General features: G+C 64.5%; 16 protein-coding genes and 2 tRNA genes. 10 read left to right on the forward strand and 8 right to left on the reverse strand.

Features of this window, described 5'->3' with window-relative positions:
• The 3 genes from GJ631_RS14525 to GJ631_RS14535 form a co-directional block, all read left to right on the forward strand.
• Positions 1–352, forward strand: a 352-nt coding sequence (locus tag GJ631_RS14525; RefSeq protein WP_231753995.1) for a plastocyanin/azurin family copper-binding protein, incomplete at its 5' end; no start/stop codon positions are given.
• Positions 353–430: 78 nt separating this feature from the next.
• The gene (gene infB / locus GJ631_RS14530) at positions 431–2239 is read left to right on the forward strand and encodes a translation initiation factor IF-2 (RefSeq protein ID WP_156709846.1); all 1809 of its coding nucleotides are present in this window, start codon (positions 431–433) and stop codon (positions 2237–2239) included.
• A gap of 45 nt (positions 2240–2284) precedes the next feature.
• Positions 2285–2467: a hypothetical protein gene (locus tag GJ631_RS14535; RefSeq protein WP_156709847.1), complete on the forward strand. Its 183-nt coding sequence runs from the start codon at positions 2285–2287 to the stop codon at positions 2465–2467.
• 12 nt (positions 2468–2479) lie between these two features.
• On the opposite strand, the gene GJ631_RS14540 is transcribed toward GJ631_RS14535, so the two are convergent.
• Positions 2480–2806, reverse strand: a complete 327-nt coding sequence (locus tag GJ631_RS14540) for a DUF5811 family protein (protein WP_156709848.1) — start codon at positions 2804–2806, stop codon at positions 2480–2482.
• 99 nt (positions 2807–2905) lie between these two features.
• The gene (locus tag GJ631_RS14545) at positions 2906–3964 is read right to left on the reverse strand and encodes an aldo/keto reductase (RefSeq protein ID WP_156709849.1); all 1059 of its coding nucleotides are present in this window, start codon (positions 3962–3964) and stop codon (positions 2906–2908) included.
• Between the two features lie 206 nt (positions 3965–4170).
• Between GJ631_RS14545 and GJ631_RS14550 the strand changes: the two genes are divergently transcribed.
• Entirely contained in the window at positions 4171–5067 is an 897-nt protein-coding gene (locus GJ631_RS14550; protein WP_156709850.1) for an acyltransferase, read from the forward strand.
• Positions 5068–5070: 3 nt separating this feature from the next.
• On the opposite strand, the gene GJ631_RS14555 is transcribed toward GJ631_RS14550, so the two are convergent.
• Complete coding sequence (locus GJ631_RS14555) at positions 5071–6411, reverse strand: arylsulfotransferase family protein (RefSeq protein ID WP_156709851.1); 1341 nt, start codon at positions 6409–6411, stop codon at positions 5071–5073.
• Positions 6412–6506: 95 nt separating this feature from the next.
• Here GJ631_RS14555 and GJ631_RS14560 point away from each other — a divergent pair, with 95 nt between their 5' ends.
• The 3 genes from GJ631_RS14560 (at position 6507) to GJ631_RS14570 (ending at position 9544) form a co-directional block, all read left to right on the forward strand.
• Positions 6507–7229, forward strand: a complete 723-nt coding sequence (locus GJ631_RS14560; RefSeq protein ID WP_156709852.1) for a hypothetical protein — start codon at positions 6507–6509, stop codon at positions 7227–7229.
• Between the two features lie 47 nt (positions 7230–7276).
• Complete coding sequence (locus GJ631_RS14565; RefSeq protein ID WP_156709853.1) at positions 7277–7834, forward strand: hypothetical protein; 558 nt, start codon at positions 7277–7279, stop codon at positions 7832–7834.
• A 78-nt stretch (positions 7835–7912) separates the two neighbouring features.
• Positions 7913–9544 carry a TrkA family potassium uptake protein gene (locus GJ631_RS14570; RefSeq protein WP_156709854.1) on the forward strand — a complete coding sequence of 544 codons (1632 nt, stop codon included), beginning with the start codon at positions 7913–7915 and terminating at the stop codon, positions 9542–9544.
• Position 9545: 1 nt separating this feature from the next.
• Here the strand turns inward: GJ631_RS14570 and GJ631_RS14575 are convergent, their stop codons facing one another.
• Both GJ631_RS14575 and GJ631_RS14580 read right to left on the reverse strand, forming a co-directional pair.
• Complete coding sequence (locus GJ631_RS14575; RefSeq protein ID WP_156709855.1) at positions 9546–9950, reverse strand: CBS domain-containing protein; 405 nt, start codon at positions 9948–9950, stop codon at positions 9546–9548.
• Positions 9951–10078: 128 nt separating this feature from the next.
• Positions 10079–10149 (reverse strand) — tRNA-Gly (locus tag GJ631_RS14580).
• A 187-nt stretch (positions 10150–10336) separates the two neighbouring features.
• Between GJ631_RS14580 and GJ631_RS14585 the strand changes: the two genes are divergently transcribed.
• Positions 10337–11164 carry an NAD+ synthase gene (locus tag GJ631_RS14585; RefSeq protein WP_156709856.1) on the forward strand — a complete coding sequence of 276 codons (828 nt, stop codon included), beginning with the start codon at positions 10337–10339 and terminating at the stop codon, positions 11162–11164.
• A gap of 3 nt (positions 11165–11167) precedes the next feature.
• Here the strand turns inward: GJ631_RS14585 and GJ631_RS14590 are convergent, their stop codons facing one another.
• Positions 11168–11755, reverse strand: a complete 588-nt coding sequence (locus GJ631_RS14590; protein ID WP_156709857.1) for a hypothetical protein — start codon at positions 11753–11755, stop codon at positions 11168–11170.
• Between the two features lie 68 nt (positions 11756–11823).
• Positions 11824–12531, reverse strand: coding sequence for an enoyl-CoA hydratase/isomerase family protein (locus tag GJ631_RS14595; RefSeq protein WP_156709858.1), 708 nt, complete (start codon positions 12529–12531; stop codon positions 11824–11826).
• Between the two features lie 59 nt (positions 12532–12590).
• Between GJ631_RS14595 and GJ631_RS14600 the strand changes: the two genes are divergently transcribed.
• A complete protein-coding gene (locus tag GJ631_RS14600; RefSeq protein ID WP_231753996.1) occupies positions 12591–13133 on the forward strand; it encodes a hypothetical protein in 543 nt (180 codons plus the stop codon).
• Positions 13134–13265: 132 nt separating this feature from the next.
• Positions 13266–13337: transfer RNA gene (locus GJ631_RS14605), tRNA-Thr, on the forward strand.
• Between the two features lie 11 nt (positions 13338–13348).
• On the opposite strand, the gene GJ631_RS14610 is transcribed toward GJ631_RS14605, so the two are convergent.
• The gene (locus GJ631_RS14610) at positions 13349–14587 is read right to left on the reverse strand and encodes a hypothetical protein (RefSeq protein ID WP_156709859.1); all 1239 of its coding nucleotides are present in this window, start codon (positions 14585–14587) and stop codon (positions 13349–13351) included.
• Between the last annotated feature and the right edge of the window lie 99 nt (positions 14588–14686).

Consider the following 14686-nt stretch of genomic DNA (forward strand, 5'->3'; position numbering starts at 1 on the left):
CGAACCGACCGAGACGCCGACGGAGACGGCGACACCGACTCCCGAGCCGCCCTCGGACCCCGACCAGCGAGTCGCGGTCGGTGACGGCCTCAACTTCGACCCCGAGGCGTTCGAAATCTCCGTCGGCGACACCGTCCTCTGGGAGTGGGTCGGAGCGGGACACAACATCAAGTACGACGACGGCGGCGTCCCCGACGGGACAGACTGGACCGGCACCGAGGGCAGTCGCACGACGACCTACGGCGAGGGCCACGTCCACTTCCACACCTTCGAGACGGCCGGCGAATACGACTACTACTGCGTCCCCCACCGGAGCAGCGGGATGACGGCGTCGTTCACCGTCACGGAGTAGCGACGCCACAGGGGCGACCGGAGACTGAAACCGTTAAATGCCGCGGGCGGCCACTACACCAACAACGGAGTTCTTTCTATGTCTGACGCTCACACCACCGACGCCGGGGACGAAGCGGAGTTACGGACGCCTATCGTCGCCGTATTGGGCCACGTCGACCACGGGAAGACGAGCCTGCTGGACAAGGTCCGCGGGTCGGCGGTCACGGCCGGCGAGGCCGGCGCCATCACCCAACACATCGGCGCGACGGCGGTCCCGCTGTCGACGATTTCGGACATCGCGGGCCGCCTCGTCGACCCCGACGACTTCGACCTTCCGGGACTGCTGTTCATCGACACGCCCGGCCACCACTCGTTTTCGACGCTTCGGTCCCGCGGCGGCGCACTCGCGGACATCGCCATCCTCGTCGTCGACGTCAACGACGGCTTCCAGCCCCAGACGCTGGAGGCCATCGACATCCTCAAACGCACCCAGACGCCGTTTATCGTCGCGGCGAACAAGGTCGACACCGTGCCGGGGTGGAACCCCAACCCCGACGAACCGATACAGCAGACCCTCGAAAAGCAGAGCGACCGCGCGGAGGACCGCCTCAACCAACAACTGTACGAGATTATCGGCGAACTCTCCGACAACGGCTTCTCGGCGGACATGTACTGGCGTGTCCAGGACTTCCGGGGTAACATCGGCGTCGTCCCCGTCTCCGCCGAAACCGGCGAGGGCGTCCCCGACCTCCTGACGGTCTTGATGGGCCTGTCCCAGCGGTATCTCAAAGAGGAGATGTCCATCGACGTCGGTGGCCCCGGCGTCGGGACGGTTCTGGAGGTCAAGGAGGAACGCGGCTTCGGGACGACGCTCGACATCGTGCTGTACGACGGGACGATTCGGGCCGACGACACCATCGTCGTCGGCGGGAAGAACGACCCCATCGTCACCGACGTGCGGGCGCTGTTGCAGCCGCGACCGCTCGCCGAAATCCGGACCGAAAAGCAGTTCGAGCAGGTCGAGGAGGTCGGCGCCGCGGCCGGCGTGAAAATCGCCGCGCCGGACCTCGACGACGCGATGGCCGGCGCACCCGTCCGGGTCGTCCGTGACCGCCCACTGGAGGACGTTATCGCGGAAGTGCAGGCCGAACTCGCCGAAATCGACGTGGTCACCGAAGAGGACGGCGTCGTCGTCAAAGCCGACACCCTCGGGTCGCTGGAGGCCATCGCCTCCGCACTGGAGGACGCCGAAGTCCCCATCGTCCGCGCGGAGGTCGGCGACGTGGCCCCTCGCGACGTGGCCGTCGCCTCCACCGCCGAGGAGGGCAAACACCAGGCCATCCTCGGGTTCAACGTCGACGTGCTCGAAGACGCCGAACGGGAGGCGGCCGAAAGCGACGTCAAACTGTTCGTCGACGACGTGATTTACCAACTCGTCGAGGAGTACGAGGACCACGTCGAGAGCATCGAGCGCGCCCAACAGGAGCAGGTACTCGACAAGATTCAGCGGCCCTGTCGGTTCCGTATCCTCGAAGACCACGTCTTCCGGCAGTCCAGTCCCGCCGTCGTCGGCGTCGAAGTCCTCTCGGGCACGCTGAAGCGCAACTCCCGCGTCGTCAAGTGGGAGGGCAACGACACCACCCGAGTCGGCGAACTCAAATCGCTGCAGGACGCCGGCGAAGATATCGACGAGGCCCGCGCCGGCGAGCAGGTCGCGGCCTCCATCGACGGCCCGACGGTCGGCCGCCAAATCGAGGAGGGCGACGAACTGTGGACGGAAATCCCCGAGAAACACGCCAAGATTCTCGAACAGGAACTCTCCGAGGACATCCCCACCGACGAACTCGAAGCCCTCGGGATGTACCTCGACAAACACCGCAAGCGGGACCCCTTCTGGGGGAAGTGATTTGGAGTAATTAGATTTAATTACCACCGTCCACACGTCCCGGGTATGACGGAGATGTCCACTCCGAGTCACTACGACGGCCTGTTGGCGGCGATGCCGGCGTCGGTCGCCGGCGGCGCCGCAGTCGGGTGGGCGCTGGCGGTTCCCGTTCTCGTCGGAATGGCCGCAGGCAGCCTGCTCGCGGGGCTGTTGCTTACGGTGTCGATACTGTTGGTGCCGCCGCAGTAGAACGGAACCGCGTTACTTCGCTATCTGCGGTACGTCCTCGTTGGCGTGTTTGGCTTCCAGCGCCGCGCCAGCGGCGAGTTCACGCGCGAGTTCGACCTCGTCGGCGTCCTCGTCGAAGGTGAATCCGGCGGAGACGACGGAGCCGGCGGGGGGTTGGACCGCGACGGTGGCCTGCAGGCCGTCGGCACCGTCGACGATTTCGGCGCCGACGACGAAGGTGTCCGGGAGCAGCGAGCGGGTAGAAGACGTGATGGCCTCGATGTTGCGACGCAGCGCTTTGCGCGCCTCGGTGGTGGGCTCCTCCGTGACCCGACCGGCGTGGGGCGTGTTTCCGTGCATGAGAACTTGGTCTGCCTACAGGAGGTGTCGGTAAAAACCCGTCGGCACCTGTACGGTGCAGTACATATGTCTCGGGCGGGCGACGGAGGCGTCCGTCGGTTAGCTTCCGGCGCTCTGTTTGTCCAGTCCCGCCGACTGGATGTCCTCGCCGTCGACCGACGAGCGGAGGGCGTCCATCCCGTCCTCGCGGTCGATGCCGAAGTTGTCCTCGTAGAGGTCGGCGACGCGTTGGAGTTCCTCGTCGGTGAGGGCGGGCACCTCGCTGGCGGCGGCCCACTCGTCGATGTCCTCGCGGGTGCGGAACGTCGGCGTGACCGAGGCGACGTGGTCCTGTGAGAGGAGCCACTGGAGGCTCGCCTGGGCCATCGTCCGCTCGCCGTCGCGTTCCAGGAAGCGCAGCGTCTCGACTTTCTCCCAGCCGGTCTCGTACCACTCGTCGGGGCGGAAGCCGCGGTGGTCGCCCTCGTCGAGTTCCGTTTCGGGGGTGACCTGCTCGTTGAGCAGTCCCGAGGAGTGCGGCACACGGGGGATGAGACTCGTCGAGGAGCCGGTCCGTTCGAGGGTCTCGAGGAAGTGGTTGCCGACCTCCTGTTCGAGGAGGTTCCACACCAACTGCACGGAGTCGAACTCCTGTTCGATGGCGAGGTCGCCCTCTGCCAGCCAGCCGATAGAGGGGCCGAGCGCCAGTCCGATGGCGTCGGCGCGTCCCTCTTCGCGAACCTCGTCGAGGAACTCCAAGACGTCGGCGTCCATCTCCTCGACGTTGGCGTTGTGCAGTTGCAACACGTCGACGCGGTCCATCCCGAGGCGGTCGAGTGACTTCTCGAAGGCCTCCTCGAGGTACTCCCGGTTCAGTTCCTTCGGGAGTTCGCCGTGGCCGGCCTGGGGGTTGTTGTAGAAGTCGTAGCCGAGTTTGGTGGCGACGGTCACCTCGTCGCGGTAGTCGGCGAGTGCCTCGCCGACCAACTCCTCGGAGCGGCCGTGGCCGTACACGTCGCCGGTGTCGAAGTAGGTGATGCCCTGTTCGACCGCGTACTGGAGCATCTCGACGGCCTGCTGTTCGCTTCGGTCGCCCCACCAGTCGGTACCGACGACCCAGGCACCGAAGCCGATTTCGCTGACCTCCACATCGGAGTCGCCAAGCGTCCGATAGTTCATACCGTCCCGTTGGGAGGTGACACACTTAGCGGTCGTGGTTCGTCTCAACGAGTGGGACAGCGAACGAACGCGACCGCTCGACGGCGGTTTCGGTCGCTTCGAGTGAATCACCGACGCCGTGGGCTGCCGGCACTTCAGGTAACCGCGGTCGTGCGCGCCCGTCACAACAGCAATCCCTAACACCTCTCGGTCCCCTCGAACTGACAATGACGAAGCGACACGTCTCGCTGCCGGCCGACGCCGAGGAGGGGCTTCGAACCTTCATCGACGAGGTCGACCGCCGGCTATCGAGCGACGAGAGCACCTGTGAGGTCGTCGAGGACGTTCTCATCGACCTCCACGGCGACCGCGACGCCTACGAGCGGTGGCAGGCCGGCGGCGACGTTTCCCCGGCCGAGCGCGTCCGCTTGCAGGGGTACGACCCGTGTAACTCGACGCTGGAGAGCGAGTACTACGCCGAAAAGGACGAAGAAGCATTCGAGCAATCGAAACACCTCCAGTGGCTCTGGCGGCAGTTCGACGCCACACCGATGGCCGACAACGTCGAGTTCGCGCTTCGGTTCCGTCGGATGCTCGCCGACCACCTCTTCGAGTCCTGCGGGGAGAACTGTCGGTTCTTCAAGGGCATCTCGTTCACCTACGGCCACAACATCTCCGTCGGCGACAACGTCGTCGTACACGACGATGTCCACCTCGACGACCGGGGGAAACTCACCATCGGCGACCGCGTCTCGATTTCCGACGGCGTCCACATCTACTCCCACGACCACGACATCGTCGACCAGACCGAAGTCGAGAACTTCCATACGATAATCGGCGACGATGCCCGAATCACCTACGACGCGATGGTTCGAGCGGGCGTCAGAATCGGCGAGAACGCCGTCGTCGGCTCCCGTGGGGTCGCCCAGTCGGACATCCCTGACCACCACGTCGCGGTCGGGATGCCTGCAAAAAGCGTCCGCGTGAAACCCGGATTCGAGGACGTTGCGGAACCAATCGACGGCGACCAGCCCGACGACCGCGAATCGCGACGCATCCCCTACGAAGTTCCGGACGACATCAGGGTGTTCGACGAGTTCCAGCGGGACCTCGACCGACCGTAACTCTCAGTCTCGGCGATACGTCCGAACACCCTCCCACGTGAGTCCGACGACACTACCGAGCATCGTCAACAGCGCGAGTAGCCCCGGCAGGCCGACCCACGAGGGGAACACGAAGCCGATCCACGATTCGGCGAAGGCAATCGTGCCGGAAAGGCCGCCCCCGTAGTAGGTTCCTTCGAGGTCGTCACCGGGCGGGACGTTTTCGGGTTCTTCGCCCATCTCCCCGTCCGGTCCGAGCGGGTCGACGTCGTAGACGATGCCACGCTCTTCGCTGAAGTCGTGCCCCCAGACGACCTTACCGGTCTCGTTGACTTCGAGTATCCGGAAGTTCCGGGAGTCCGCTATCATCGTGTTGCCGTTCGGCAGCCGTTCGGCGTCCCGTGGCCACTGGAGCTGTTCGTCGGCGCCCGGACCCGTCCCTTCGTAGCGCCAGACCTCCTCCATCGTCTCGGCGTCGTACTCGACGATGCGGTTGTTCTCGCTGTCCGAAACAATGACGTGGTCGTGGGCTTCGAGGTAGTCGGGGTCGTGTTGTTCGTGCATGATGTCCTCGTTGCCCGGTTCCCCGATGACGCGGACGATGTCGTCGGTTTCGGGGTCGACCTCGATGAGCACGTCGAAGTTCCGGATGGACATCAGGAAGTTGCCGTTGTCGAGTTGGTCGACGTCGTTCATGTGGGTCCAGTCCTGACTGCCGCCGGTGTAGTGGTGGTCCTCGCGTGAAGTCCCCTCGACGTGGTTCTCCCAGAACTCCGTTCCCTCGTCGAGGTGTTCGATGGCGGACCACTCCCACGTGATGTTGCCGCTCTGGTCGACCGTGAACGTCCGGTGTTGGCCCATGTCGATGATGACCGTCTCGCCGCTGTCCAGTCGGTCGGCGTCGTGGACCTCGTGGTAGGTAACGAAGTGGTCGTACCACGTGTAGGCCCAGACGCGCTCGTTCGTGTCGGGGTCGACTTCCTCGACGACGTTCTTGACGCAGTGGTCGCGCTGGCCCTCCGGCCCGGCGTTTCGGAACTCCTCGGGGCACTCGCTGTTCGGCACGTGCTGTCCGTAGGAGACCATCACGTTGCCGTTGTCGAGCATCTCGCCGTCGAACACCGCTGCGTCGTCGGGTTGGTACTCCCAGACTCGCTCGCCGCTCTCGTTGAGAACGAACACGTCGCCGTTGTAGTTGCCGAACCAGCCGTAGGTCTGTACCGTCACCAGCGTGTTCCCCGGATACCGTTCGTCGGTGTCACCGTCGGTTTCGACGGGGTCACCGGCGGTGACTGCGAGAACGCCGAGAACGCCGAGACCCGCGAGGAGGATTGCTGTCAGGACGGCGACGCGTCGCTTTCTCATACCCACGGTGTTCGCGTCGCCGTGCAAATCTTTGACGGTCTTTCGTCGTCGGCGATATCCGCTCGGCTTTTCCCCACCGACTCGAACGAAGGGATATGCGGAGCGTCGCCATCAACGTCGGAGCCAACACGAACGAACCGGGGTTCCGCGGCCCGATTTACGACGACGGCCGCTTCGAGTACGTCCCCATTCCCGAATCCGAACCCATGGACACAGAGGCCACCGTGCCGACCTACGGCGACCTCGATTTGCACGTCGACGTGAGTTCGGTCGCCGACGTGCCGGTCCATCTCGACCCCACCTTCGCCGGCGTCCACGGCTCGGAGCTGTACACCTACGGCGACCCCCACGGCGTGAAGGCCCGCCCGCTGCTGGAACTGGAGGCTGGCGATTTCGTGTTCTTCTATGCGACGCTCTCGACGGCCGGCTCGGACCCTGCCGACTGGATTGCTCCCGAGTGGGGTACCTACGTCATCGGCCACTTCCGCCTCGGACGGGACCCGTTGTCGGCCGCCGACTACCACGACCTCCCACCGTACGGCAAGGAGGTGTTCTCCGAGAACGCCCACTGCAAGCGCGAGCGCTTCGACGCCGACGTGTTGCTGTACGGCGACGGAATGGGCTCGGAGTTGTACGACATCGCGGTGCCTCTTTCGTCGCGTGCGGCCGGCGTCGACGCCAACCGGCTCGTCACCGACTGTTCGAGTGACTCCGGGAAGGGGCCGTGGTGGCGCCGCCCGATGAAATTCGACGCCGAAGGGACCGAAGAACTGCTCGAGATACACGACGCTCGCGCCCACGAGCGGGCGTTCCGCTGACGGCCACGAAGTTTATAGCCGACCGCCGGATATCGCCACGATTGCCCATGAGTGATACAACCGGACCGCTTCGGTTCGTCTCGTCGTTCGAACAGCGGACCGTCAGACGCATCGTCGGCGGCTGTCTCGCAGTTGCTGGCTCGGTACTGCTGGTCGGGCTGTTGGCTGTCACACCTGCAGTCGACCGCCTGGTCGCGGGGCTGTCGGTGTCGCTGTGGGACGCCGTCGTGGCCGTCCTGTCGCTTCTCGTCGTCGTCGCGCTGGTGTGGCTCGCTCCGTCGGTCGAACGCGCTGTCGGACAGGCCCTCGATGGCCCCGAGGCCGCAGTGGAGAACGCGGCGGTGGCCGCAAAGCTCCTCGTCGGTTTCCTCGCGGTTACCGTCGGATACCACGGCTTCGAGGCCGTCGTGACGCCGTCGTTCGAAGCGTTCGGCATCGGCGGCTTCTATCATCTCGGCTTCTTGACAGTCGGACTGCTCGTCGTCGGGGCCTTCGCCCGGCGACTGTATCGCTGTTGGACGCCCGTGACGGAGCTGCTCACCGACTACGTGATGGACGTGACCGACGGGAACGAACGCGGCGAACACCACTGGGCCGAAGAGTAATCGACAGCCCTCGAGCCGCCGCTGACGACCCGCCTCTGTCGGTGATACTTTATCGTCTCCGGACACAGCAGCAGTCACATGGACAGTTGGCGGCGTCGCACGTCCTACTACCTCCTCGGTCTGGCGGCGGTGATACTGGCATACGCCGTCGCCTACGACTACGGGATGTCTGCCTTCGAGGACGACCCGCGGACGTTCCTCGAATCCCTCCAAATCGTCGTCGAGACGTTCACGACGACGGGGTTCGGCTCCGATGCGGCGGGGTGGTCATCGACGGAGATACTCGTCTTAATCGTCGTCATGGACCTGACGGGCGTCGTCCTCATCTTCCTCGCGCTGCCGGCGCTGGTGTTCCCGCTGTTCGAGGAGGCTATTTCGACGACCGCGCCGACGAGCGTCGATGGCTTCGAGGACCACGTCGTCATCTGTAACCTCACGTCCCGCGGCGAAACGCTCATCGACGAACTCGAATCGGACGGCGTCGGCTACGTCATCGTCGAGCAGGACCGCGAAGTCGCGGAGGAACTCCACGAGGCGGAGTATTCGGTCATCCACGCCGACCCGAAAACGCTCGACGGGCTTCGCGCGGCGGAGCTCCCGTCGGCCCGGGCGCTCGTCGCCGACGACACCGACCAAATCAACACGAGCATCATCCTGACGGCGAAGGAACTCGCGGGGGACGTCGAGGTCATCAGTTTCGCCGAAGACCCCTCCCGCGAGCGGTATCACCACCTCGCGGGTGCCGACACGGTGTTTTCCCCGCGGGCGCTTCTGGGTCGGAGTCTCGCGTCGAAAATCACGACCAGTATCTCCACGTCGCTGTCCGACACCATCGCAGCGGGCGACCAGTTCGAAATCGTCGAACTGCCAATCCACCACGGTAGCGAACTCATCGGGAAGACCATCGGCGAAATCGGCATCCGACAGCGGACCGGCGCGAACGTCATCGGCGCGTGGTTCCGGGGACAGTTCGAGACGCCGCCGTCGCCGGACGCGGTCATCGACTCCGGGACGGTCCTGCTCGTCACCGGTCAGGAACCGCAACTCGAACGGCTGAAGAACCTCACGCTATCGGACATCCGGCACTTCCGAAGCAGTCAGACGCTTCTCATCGGCCGCGGCGAGGTTGGTGACTCCGTCGCCAGCAGACTCGACGAGGAGGGCATCCCCTACACGACGCTCGACCTCGTCGAGAAACCCGGCGTCGACCGCGTCGGGGATGCGACCGACCCCGAGGAGCTCGAAGCGGCCGGCATCCAAGAGGCAAACACCGCCGTCCTCGCGCTTTCGGACGACACGACGACGGAGTTCGCCACGCTCGTCGCTCGCGACCTCTCGGCCGATATCGAAATCCTCGCCCGCGCCGAGGAGAACGAGAACGTCAGGAAAATCTATCGTGCGGGGGCGGACTACGTCCTCTCGCTTGCGACCGTCAGCGGCCGGATGTTGGCCTCGACGATTCTCGACGAGGAGGTCATCTCCTTCGACAAGCAGGTCGACATCGTCCAGACCGAGGCGCCGGGGCTCGTCGGCACGACCATCGGCGAAGCAGAGGTCCGCTCGGAGACGAACTGTACGGTCATCGCTGTCGAGCGGAACGGCGATGTCCGGACCGAAATCGGCCCGGAGTTCCGAATCGAGGACGGCGACGAACTGATTATCGCCGGCACCGACGAGGGGACCAGCGCGTTCACCGAACGGTTCGGCTAGGTTAGGCGGACACCGGCGACCGAAGTTCGGAGACGTACGCCGTGAGGTCGGTCGTCGTGAGTATCCCGATGACGCCCTCCGTCTCGTCGACGACCGGCAGGTGGTGGATGCCCTCCCCGAGCATCGTGTCGGCGGCCTCCCGAATCGGGTCCTGTGCCGACGCCGTGGTGAGCCCCGTCGACATGTACTCCGAGACGGGCGTCCGGTCTTTCGGCTTCCGTTCGGCGACGATGTCGACGAAGTCGGTCGACGTGAGAATTCCCTCCAGATGGCCCGACTCGTCGACGACGAGTACGGAGCCAATGTCGTGTTCGCGCATCACGGTCGCAGCGTCTTCGACGAGCGTGTCCGGGGTGACAGTGTGTAAATCCGTGGACATCAACCGTGCGACAAAGATGTCGTCCATACCTTCCCTTCCCCGTGCCGTGTGTTAAGCATTGTCGTCGCGGAACGACAGGAGGCGCCGCGGTGTTCGGCCGTCTCGTCGAGAAATGCGTTCAGGCTCCCGAGGCCTCACTCCGTTCGGCCTCGCTATGCGCCGTCCGGGAATTGAACCCGGGCTATTAGCTTGGGAAGCTAATGTCCTACCACTGGACCAACGGCGCGCTCACTCGGTTCGCGCCCCGCGGCTCGCGAACCGTTCCGGTTCGCTCACCAACGGCGCTCAAAGCAACGTACCCAACGCCCGCACTTGAACGTAGCGCCTCGGTGTCGCCATCGGAACCGGACGGCCGTCCAAGAAACCCCCGATGACGGGAGGTTATTAGTCACGAGCGAGCGAACGGACCGTCGATGACGAGTGCTTCACCACTGGTCGAGGGGACGAACGTGGACTTGCTGTTCTCCGAGGCGGAACTCGAAGCCCACCGCGAACACATCGTCGAGTTCATCGAGACCGTCGTCGAGGACGCGGGTGCCGAGGGAGCTGTTCTCGGACTCTCGGGCGGCATCGACTCGACGCTGACGGCTCACCTCGCCGTCGAGGCGCTGGGCACCGACGGACTACACGGCCTGCTCATGCCGAGCGAATCCAATCCCGAGGCCGACAAGACCGACGCCGAACGGGTCGCCGAGAACCTCGGTATCGAATACGACGTAATCGACATCAACCCAATCGTCGACTCCTTCGTCGAGGCGGCGCCCGACTACGCCGCCGACGACCGGATGGCGCTCGGGAACGTCCGGGTACGGACTCGCGGCGTGTTGAACTACTTCATCGCCAACGCCGAGAGTCGGGTCGTTCTCGGAACCGGCAACCGCTCGGAAGCCGCGACGGGGTACTTCACGAAGTACGGCGACCAAGCTGTCGACTGCAACCCCATCGGCAACCTCTACAAGTGTCAGGTCCGGCAACTCGCCCGTGAGGTCGGTGTCGCCGAGGACCTCGTCACCCGGACGCCGACTGCGGGGATGTGGGAGGGCCAAACCGACGAAGAGGAGATGGGACTCGGATACGACGAACTCGACGCGATTCTCGCACTCCACGTCGACGGGCCGTTCTCGAGGGACGCCACCGTGCGGACGCTGGGACTGCCCGAGGAGGCCGTCGAGCGCGTCGTTGGCCTCTACGAGAAGAGTAAACACAAGCGGTCGATGCCGCCCGCGCCGGAACCGCTGTGAGAATCAGGCTTCGCTGACGACGATGCGGATGTGGTCGCCTTCCTGAAGGACGTAATCGGGCTGTACGTCCTCGCCGCTGACTTGCACGACGACCTCGTAGCCCTCGCCGTCGACGTACTCCGTGCCATCGTAGGTCACCGAGTTGTCCGTGACCTCGAACCCGAGGGTGTTCATCCCGTACTCCAAGGTCACACCGGTCGCGTGTGCGTGCCACCGGTCGTCGGAACGCCCCTCGAAGTGGAAGCGGGGGTACTCCTGTGGCTGCTTCCATCGGGCCTGTGAGAAGTCGAACGTCTCGCCGGTGATGGTGACGTTGATTGTCCCGTGGTGGTGGGCGCTTCCGGCCGGGCCGATGTCGCCGGCAGCACCCCCGCTGCCGGCAATGAAGACGACGTAGCCGACGATGCCGAGGGAGGCGAGCAAAACGACGCCGAGGGCGATGGGGCCGGTCGGGAGGCCGTCGCCGCCGTCGACATCCCCGACCCGGCGCTTGTCGATGGGACCGAGTTCGTCGGCGTGGGCGGACTTCAGATGTTCGAGGTGTGCCTCCTCGGTATCGTGGGAGGCACCACAGTAGTCGCACTCTGGCATTTCTACCGTCCTTTACCGGTGGAGGGTTTCAACTGTTACGGTAATTGAAACGAACGGGCCTGCCCGACTCACTCGCTCAACTCCCGGAGGTCGTCGGCGTGTGCCTCGACGAGCGCCTCGAAGGCGGCCACCTCGGCGTCCTCCTGTTCGGATTTCGAACTCCGGTCTCGAATCCGCTCTTTGACGTGTTCGAGCGCGAGTGGGTCGTTTCCGGCCACGTTCTCGGCTACGGCGCGCGGCGAGTCGACGACACGGGAGACCAACCCGATGCGGAGGGCCTCCTCGGCGTCGATGACGCGACCGGAGAGCGAGAAATCCAGCGCGTCGCCCATTCCGACGACCTCGGGGAGGCGGACGGTGCCGCCCCACGCCCCGAAGAGGCCGAACGTCACGCCCGGTTCCCCGAAGGTGGCCTCCGGAGTCGCCAGTCGCATATCGCAGGCGAGCGCCAACTCGACGCCGCCGCCGCGGGCCGGGCCGTCGATGCCGGCGACGACGACCGACGAGGCGCTCTCGATGGCGTCGGCGACGGCCTGCCCGCGACGGACGAACGGTTCCACCGCCTCGGGGTCGCGTTCGGCGACGGACGCAACCGTCGAGAGGTCCGCACCGGCACAGAATGCCTCACCTGCTCCGCGGAGGTACACCACTGGCGCAGCACAGTCCGTGACCGCGGCCTCCAGTTCCTTGAGTGCTGCGGGCGTCAGAGCGTTGCGGCGCTCCGGCCGGTCGAGCGTGATGACACACACGTCGTCGCCGTCTTCGACGCGTATCATACGGTGAGATTGCCACCGTTTCCAAAGGTCTTTGCCCTTCGCTCCCCAACATGTCGGCAATGGAGGAAGCCGCCGCGGTCCGGCGGGCAGCGTCCGAGTCGGTCGCGGATGTCGCCCCCGAGGAACTCCGTCGGACCATCGACGAGTACGTCGCCGACGGGTCCGTCGTCCCCGGCGTGTTGACGCTTCTGAGCGCCCGCGCCGTCACAGACGAACATCCCGAGGACCTCGTCGAACAGGCCGCCGGCGTCCAACTCATCTACGATGGCCTGCGACTCACGCGGGACCTCGCACAGGACGACCCCTGGAACGGCGGCGACCGCGACGCCGCCAACATGGCGATTCTCGCCGCCGACGTGTTGGTCGCCCGGGGGTTCTACCTGCTCGCCCGCACCGACGCCGCCGAGGACGCCGTCGGCGTCGTCCGCGCCTTCGGCCGCGACCAGACCGTCCGCGAATCGGCCGCCCCCCGACCAAGCAGCCGCTCTCGACGGGAACCTCGAAACGGACGTACTCGAACTCGCCATCCGCACCGGCGTCTCGGCCTCCGGCGGCCGAACCGACGATGCCGCCGGTCTCGCCGACGATTTCGCGCCCGATAACTCGCCGTTCGACCCTGCGGAGGCGTTTTTCGACGACGGACGACGCGACCGCCTGGCAGGCCTGTCAACCGATAGCGGGCGGCCGCTGAATCGAAACGATTAACGGGGCAACCCGGCTACGGAGAAGTGCCTGCCTGGGTAGCTTAGCGGTAAAGCGCGTCCTTGGTAAGGACGAGAGCCCGGGTTCAAATCCCGGCCTAGGCTCTTTCTGACATTTAATGTGATATAAAGTACGTGTTTACGTCCCCGTTCGAGAATTCAAGCGTCAACACGTAGAAGTGGTCCCCCTTCGCTTTCTTATCGAATGTGATTGTCACGTCGGTTGGTCCCGATTCGGACAGTTCGACGTGCGAATCGAACGTATCGAACTGCCCTTCGATATCGAGTTTGTTACTCGAGTCGTCAAACTCCATCGTTGTTGGTTTATTTCCGGATTTTCCTGGGTCGGAGATGTAGTAGTAATTTACTCGCCCACCGACCGCTTCGACGCCGGCGTCGGTTCTGTCTTCGAAGGTGAGCGTCGTGGTTTTACTCCCACCCTCGCTGAGGTCGCTGGTGTCAACTAAGACGATTTCGTCTTCGTCATTCGGGTTGATTTGATTCGCTTCGTCGCCTTCCTCCTCGTCGTTGGGAACAGCCCCTTGCTCCGGCGCACTCCCGAGACCAACGGGCGTACACCGAATGGTGTAGGTCGTGTCCTCGTCCGGCGAGAGCGTCACGGTGACCGTATCACCGGAGTCATCCGCCGTATCGAAGCCATCCGCGTCACTGAGAATTCGGTTCCACCCGTCTTCATCGAGTCGAGATGGGAACGTGATGTCAAGTTCCTCGCCGCTGTCGACATCGACTATCCGAACGCCCGTTTCGCCGGGGACGAACCGAAGTTGCTCGCTGCTCGAACTTCCCGTCGAGAACTGCTCTGCAACGAGGGGGTACAGCCGAATCGTCGACCCGTCGACGAGCTGTTGGTCGGTTCGCTGGAGAATTCCGCCGTCGGTTTCGCGGTACGTGACGCCGTTCTCGTAGACCATCGCGCCGGTGTTGTCCAGTTCGTTGTAGTTCGCGTTGTATCTAATCGAGGTCGTGTTCGGTCTATCGTCCGTCAGTGCGCAAGCGTCGATTCTACTGTCGTGCTCGACCCTGAGGTCACCGGACGCGCCGGTCGACAACTGCCCCGAAACGGTCGGCGGATTGAGCGCGGCGGCCCGAACCGGATACCGAGTCCCCAACGTCACCGAAGTCGTCCGCGTCCTGCCGCTTGCGGCGGCGTTGCTGATTGCGGGCTGTATCTCGGCGAACTCGTTGCTCACCTGCGCGTCGTGGTTCGATTCGATTTCGGCGTTCTGCTGTGGCACGACGAACGCTTGATAGCTTCCCAATGCGAGGACGACGATGCCGAACAGCAGTATCGCTCCCAGTACTTCCGATACCGCACGATTGTTACCCCACCCCATACCAGTCTAATTCTACAGTGGTGATACATAAATGTTTCAACTGTCGGGGTGGTAGGACGCCATTAAACGCGATTGACCGTTTTCTGAACGTGAAACCAA

The organism is Natronomonas sp. CBA1123 (genome assembly GCF_009741925.1).
Lineage (GTDB): Archaea > Halobacteriota > Halobacteria > Halobacteriales > Haloarculaceae > Natronomonas.

What these genes read in the sequence shown, in the direction of transcription:
- infB (WP_156709846.1), top strand. Translation starts at nt 431, where the DNA reads ATGTCTGACGCTCACACCACCGACGCCGGGGACGAAGCGGAGTTACGG.
- GJ631_RS14535 (WP_156709847.1), top strand. Translation starts at nt 2,285, where the DNA reads ATGACGGAGATGTCCACTCCGAGTCACTACGACGGCCTGTTGGCGGCG.
- GJ631_RS14540 (WP_156709848.1), bottom strand. Translation starts at nt 2,806, where the DNA reads ATGCACGGAAACACGCCCCACGCCGGTCGGGTCACGGAGGAGCCCACC.
- GJ631_RS14545 (WP_156709849.1), bottom strand. Translation starts at nt 3,964, where the DNA reads ATGAACTATCGGACGCTTGGCGACTCCGATGTGGAGGTCAGCGAAATC.
- GJ631_RS14550 (WP_156709850.1), top strand. Translation starts at nt 4,171, where the DNA reads ATGACGAAGCGACACGTCTCGCTGCCGGCCGACGCCGAGGAGGGGCTT.
- GJ631_RS14555 (WP_156709851.1), bottom strand. Translation starts at nt 6,411, where the DNA reads ATGAGAAAGCGACGCGTCGCCGTCCTGACAGCAATCCTCCTCGCGGGT.
- GJ631_RS14560 (WP_156709852.1), top strand. Translation starts at nt 6,507, where the DNA reads ATGCGGAGCGTCGCCATCAACGTCGGAGCCAACACGAACGAACCGGGG.
- GJ631_RS14565 (WP_156709853.1), top strand. Translation starts at nt 7,277, where the DNA reads ATGAGTGATACAACCGGACCGCTTCGGTTCGTCTCGTCGTTCGAACAG.
- GJ631_RS14570 (WP_156709854.1), top strand. Translation starts at nt 7,913, where the DNA reads ATGGACAGTTGGCGGCGTCGCACGTCCTACTACCTCCTCGGTCTGGCG.
- GJ631_RS14575 (WP_156709855.1), bottom strand. Translation starts at nt 9,950, where the DNA reads ATGGACGACATCTTTGTCGCACGGTTGATGTCCACGGATTTACACACT.
- GJ631_RS14585 (WP_156709856.1), top strand. Translation starts at nt 10,337, where the DNA reads ATGACGAGTGCTTCACCACTGGTCGAGGGGACGAACGTGGACTTGCTG.
- GJ631_RS14590 (WP_156709857.1), bottom strand. Translation starts at nt 11,755, where the DNA reads ATGCCAGAGTGCGACTACTGTGGTGCCTCCCACGATACCGAGGAGGCA.
- GJ631_RS14595 (WP_156709858.1), bottom strand. Translation starts at nt 12,531, where the DNA reads ATGATACGCGTCGAAGACGGCGACGACGTGTGTGTCATCACGCTCGAC.
- GJ631_RS14600 (WP_231753996.1), top strand. Translation starts at nt 12,591, where the DNA reads ATGGAGGAAGCCGCCGCGGTCCGGCGGGCAGCGTCCGAGTCGGTCGCG.
- GJ631_RS14610 (WP_156709859.1), bottom strand. Translation starts at nt 14,587, where the DNA reads ATGGGGTGGGGTAACAATCGTGCGGTATCGGAAGTACTGGGAGCGATA.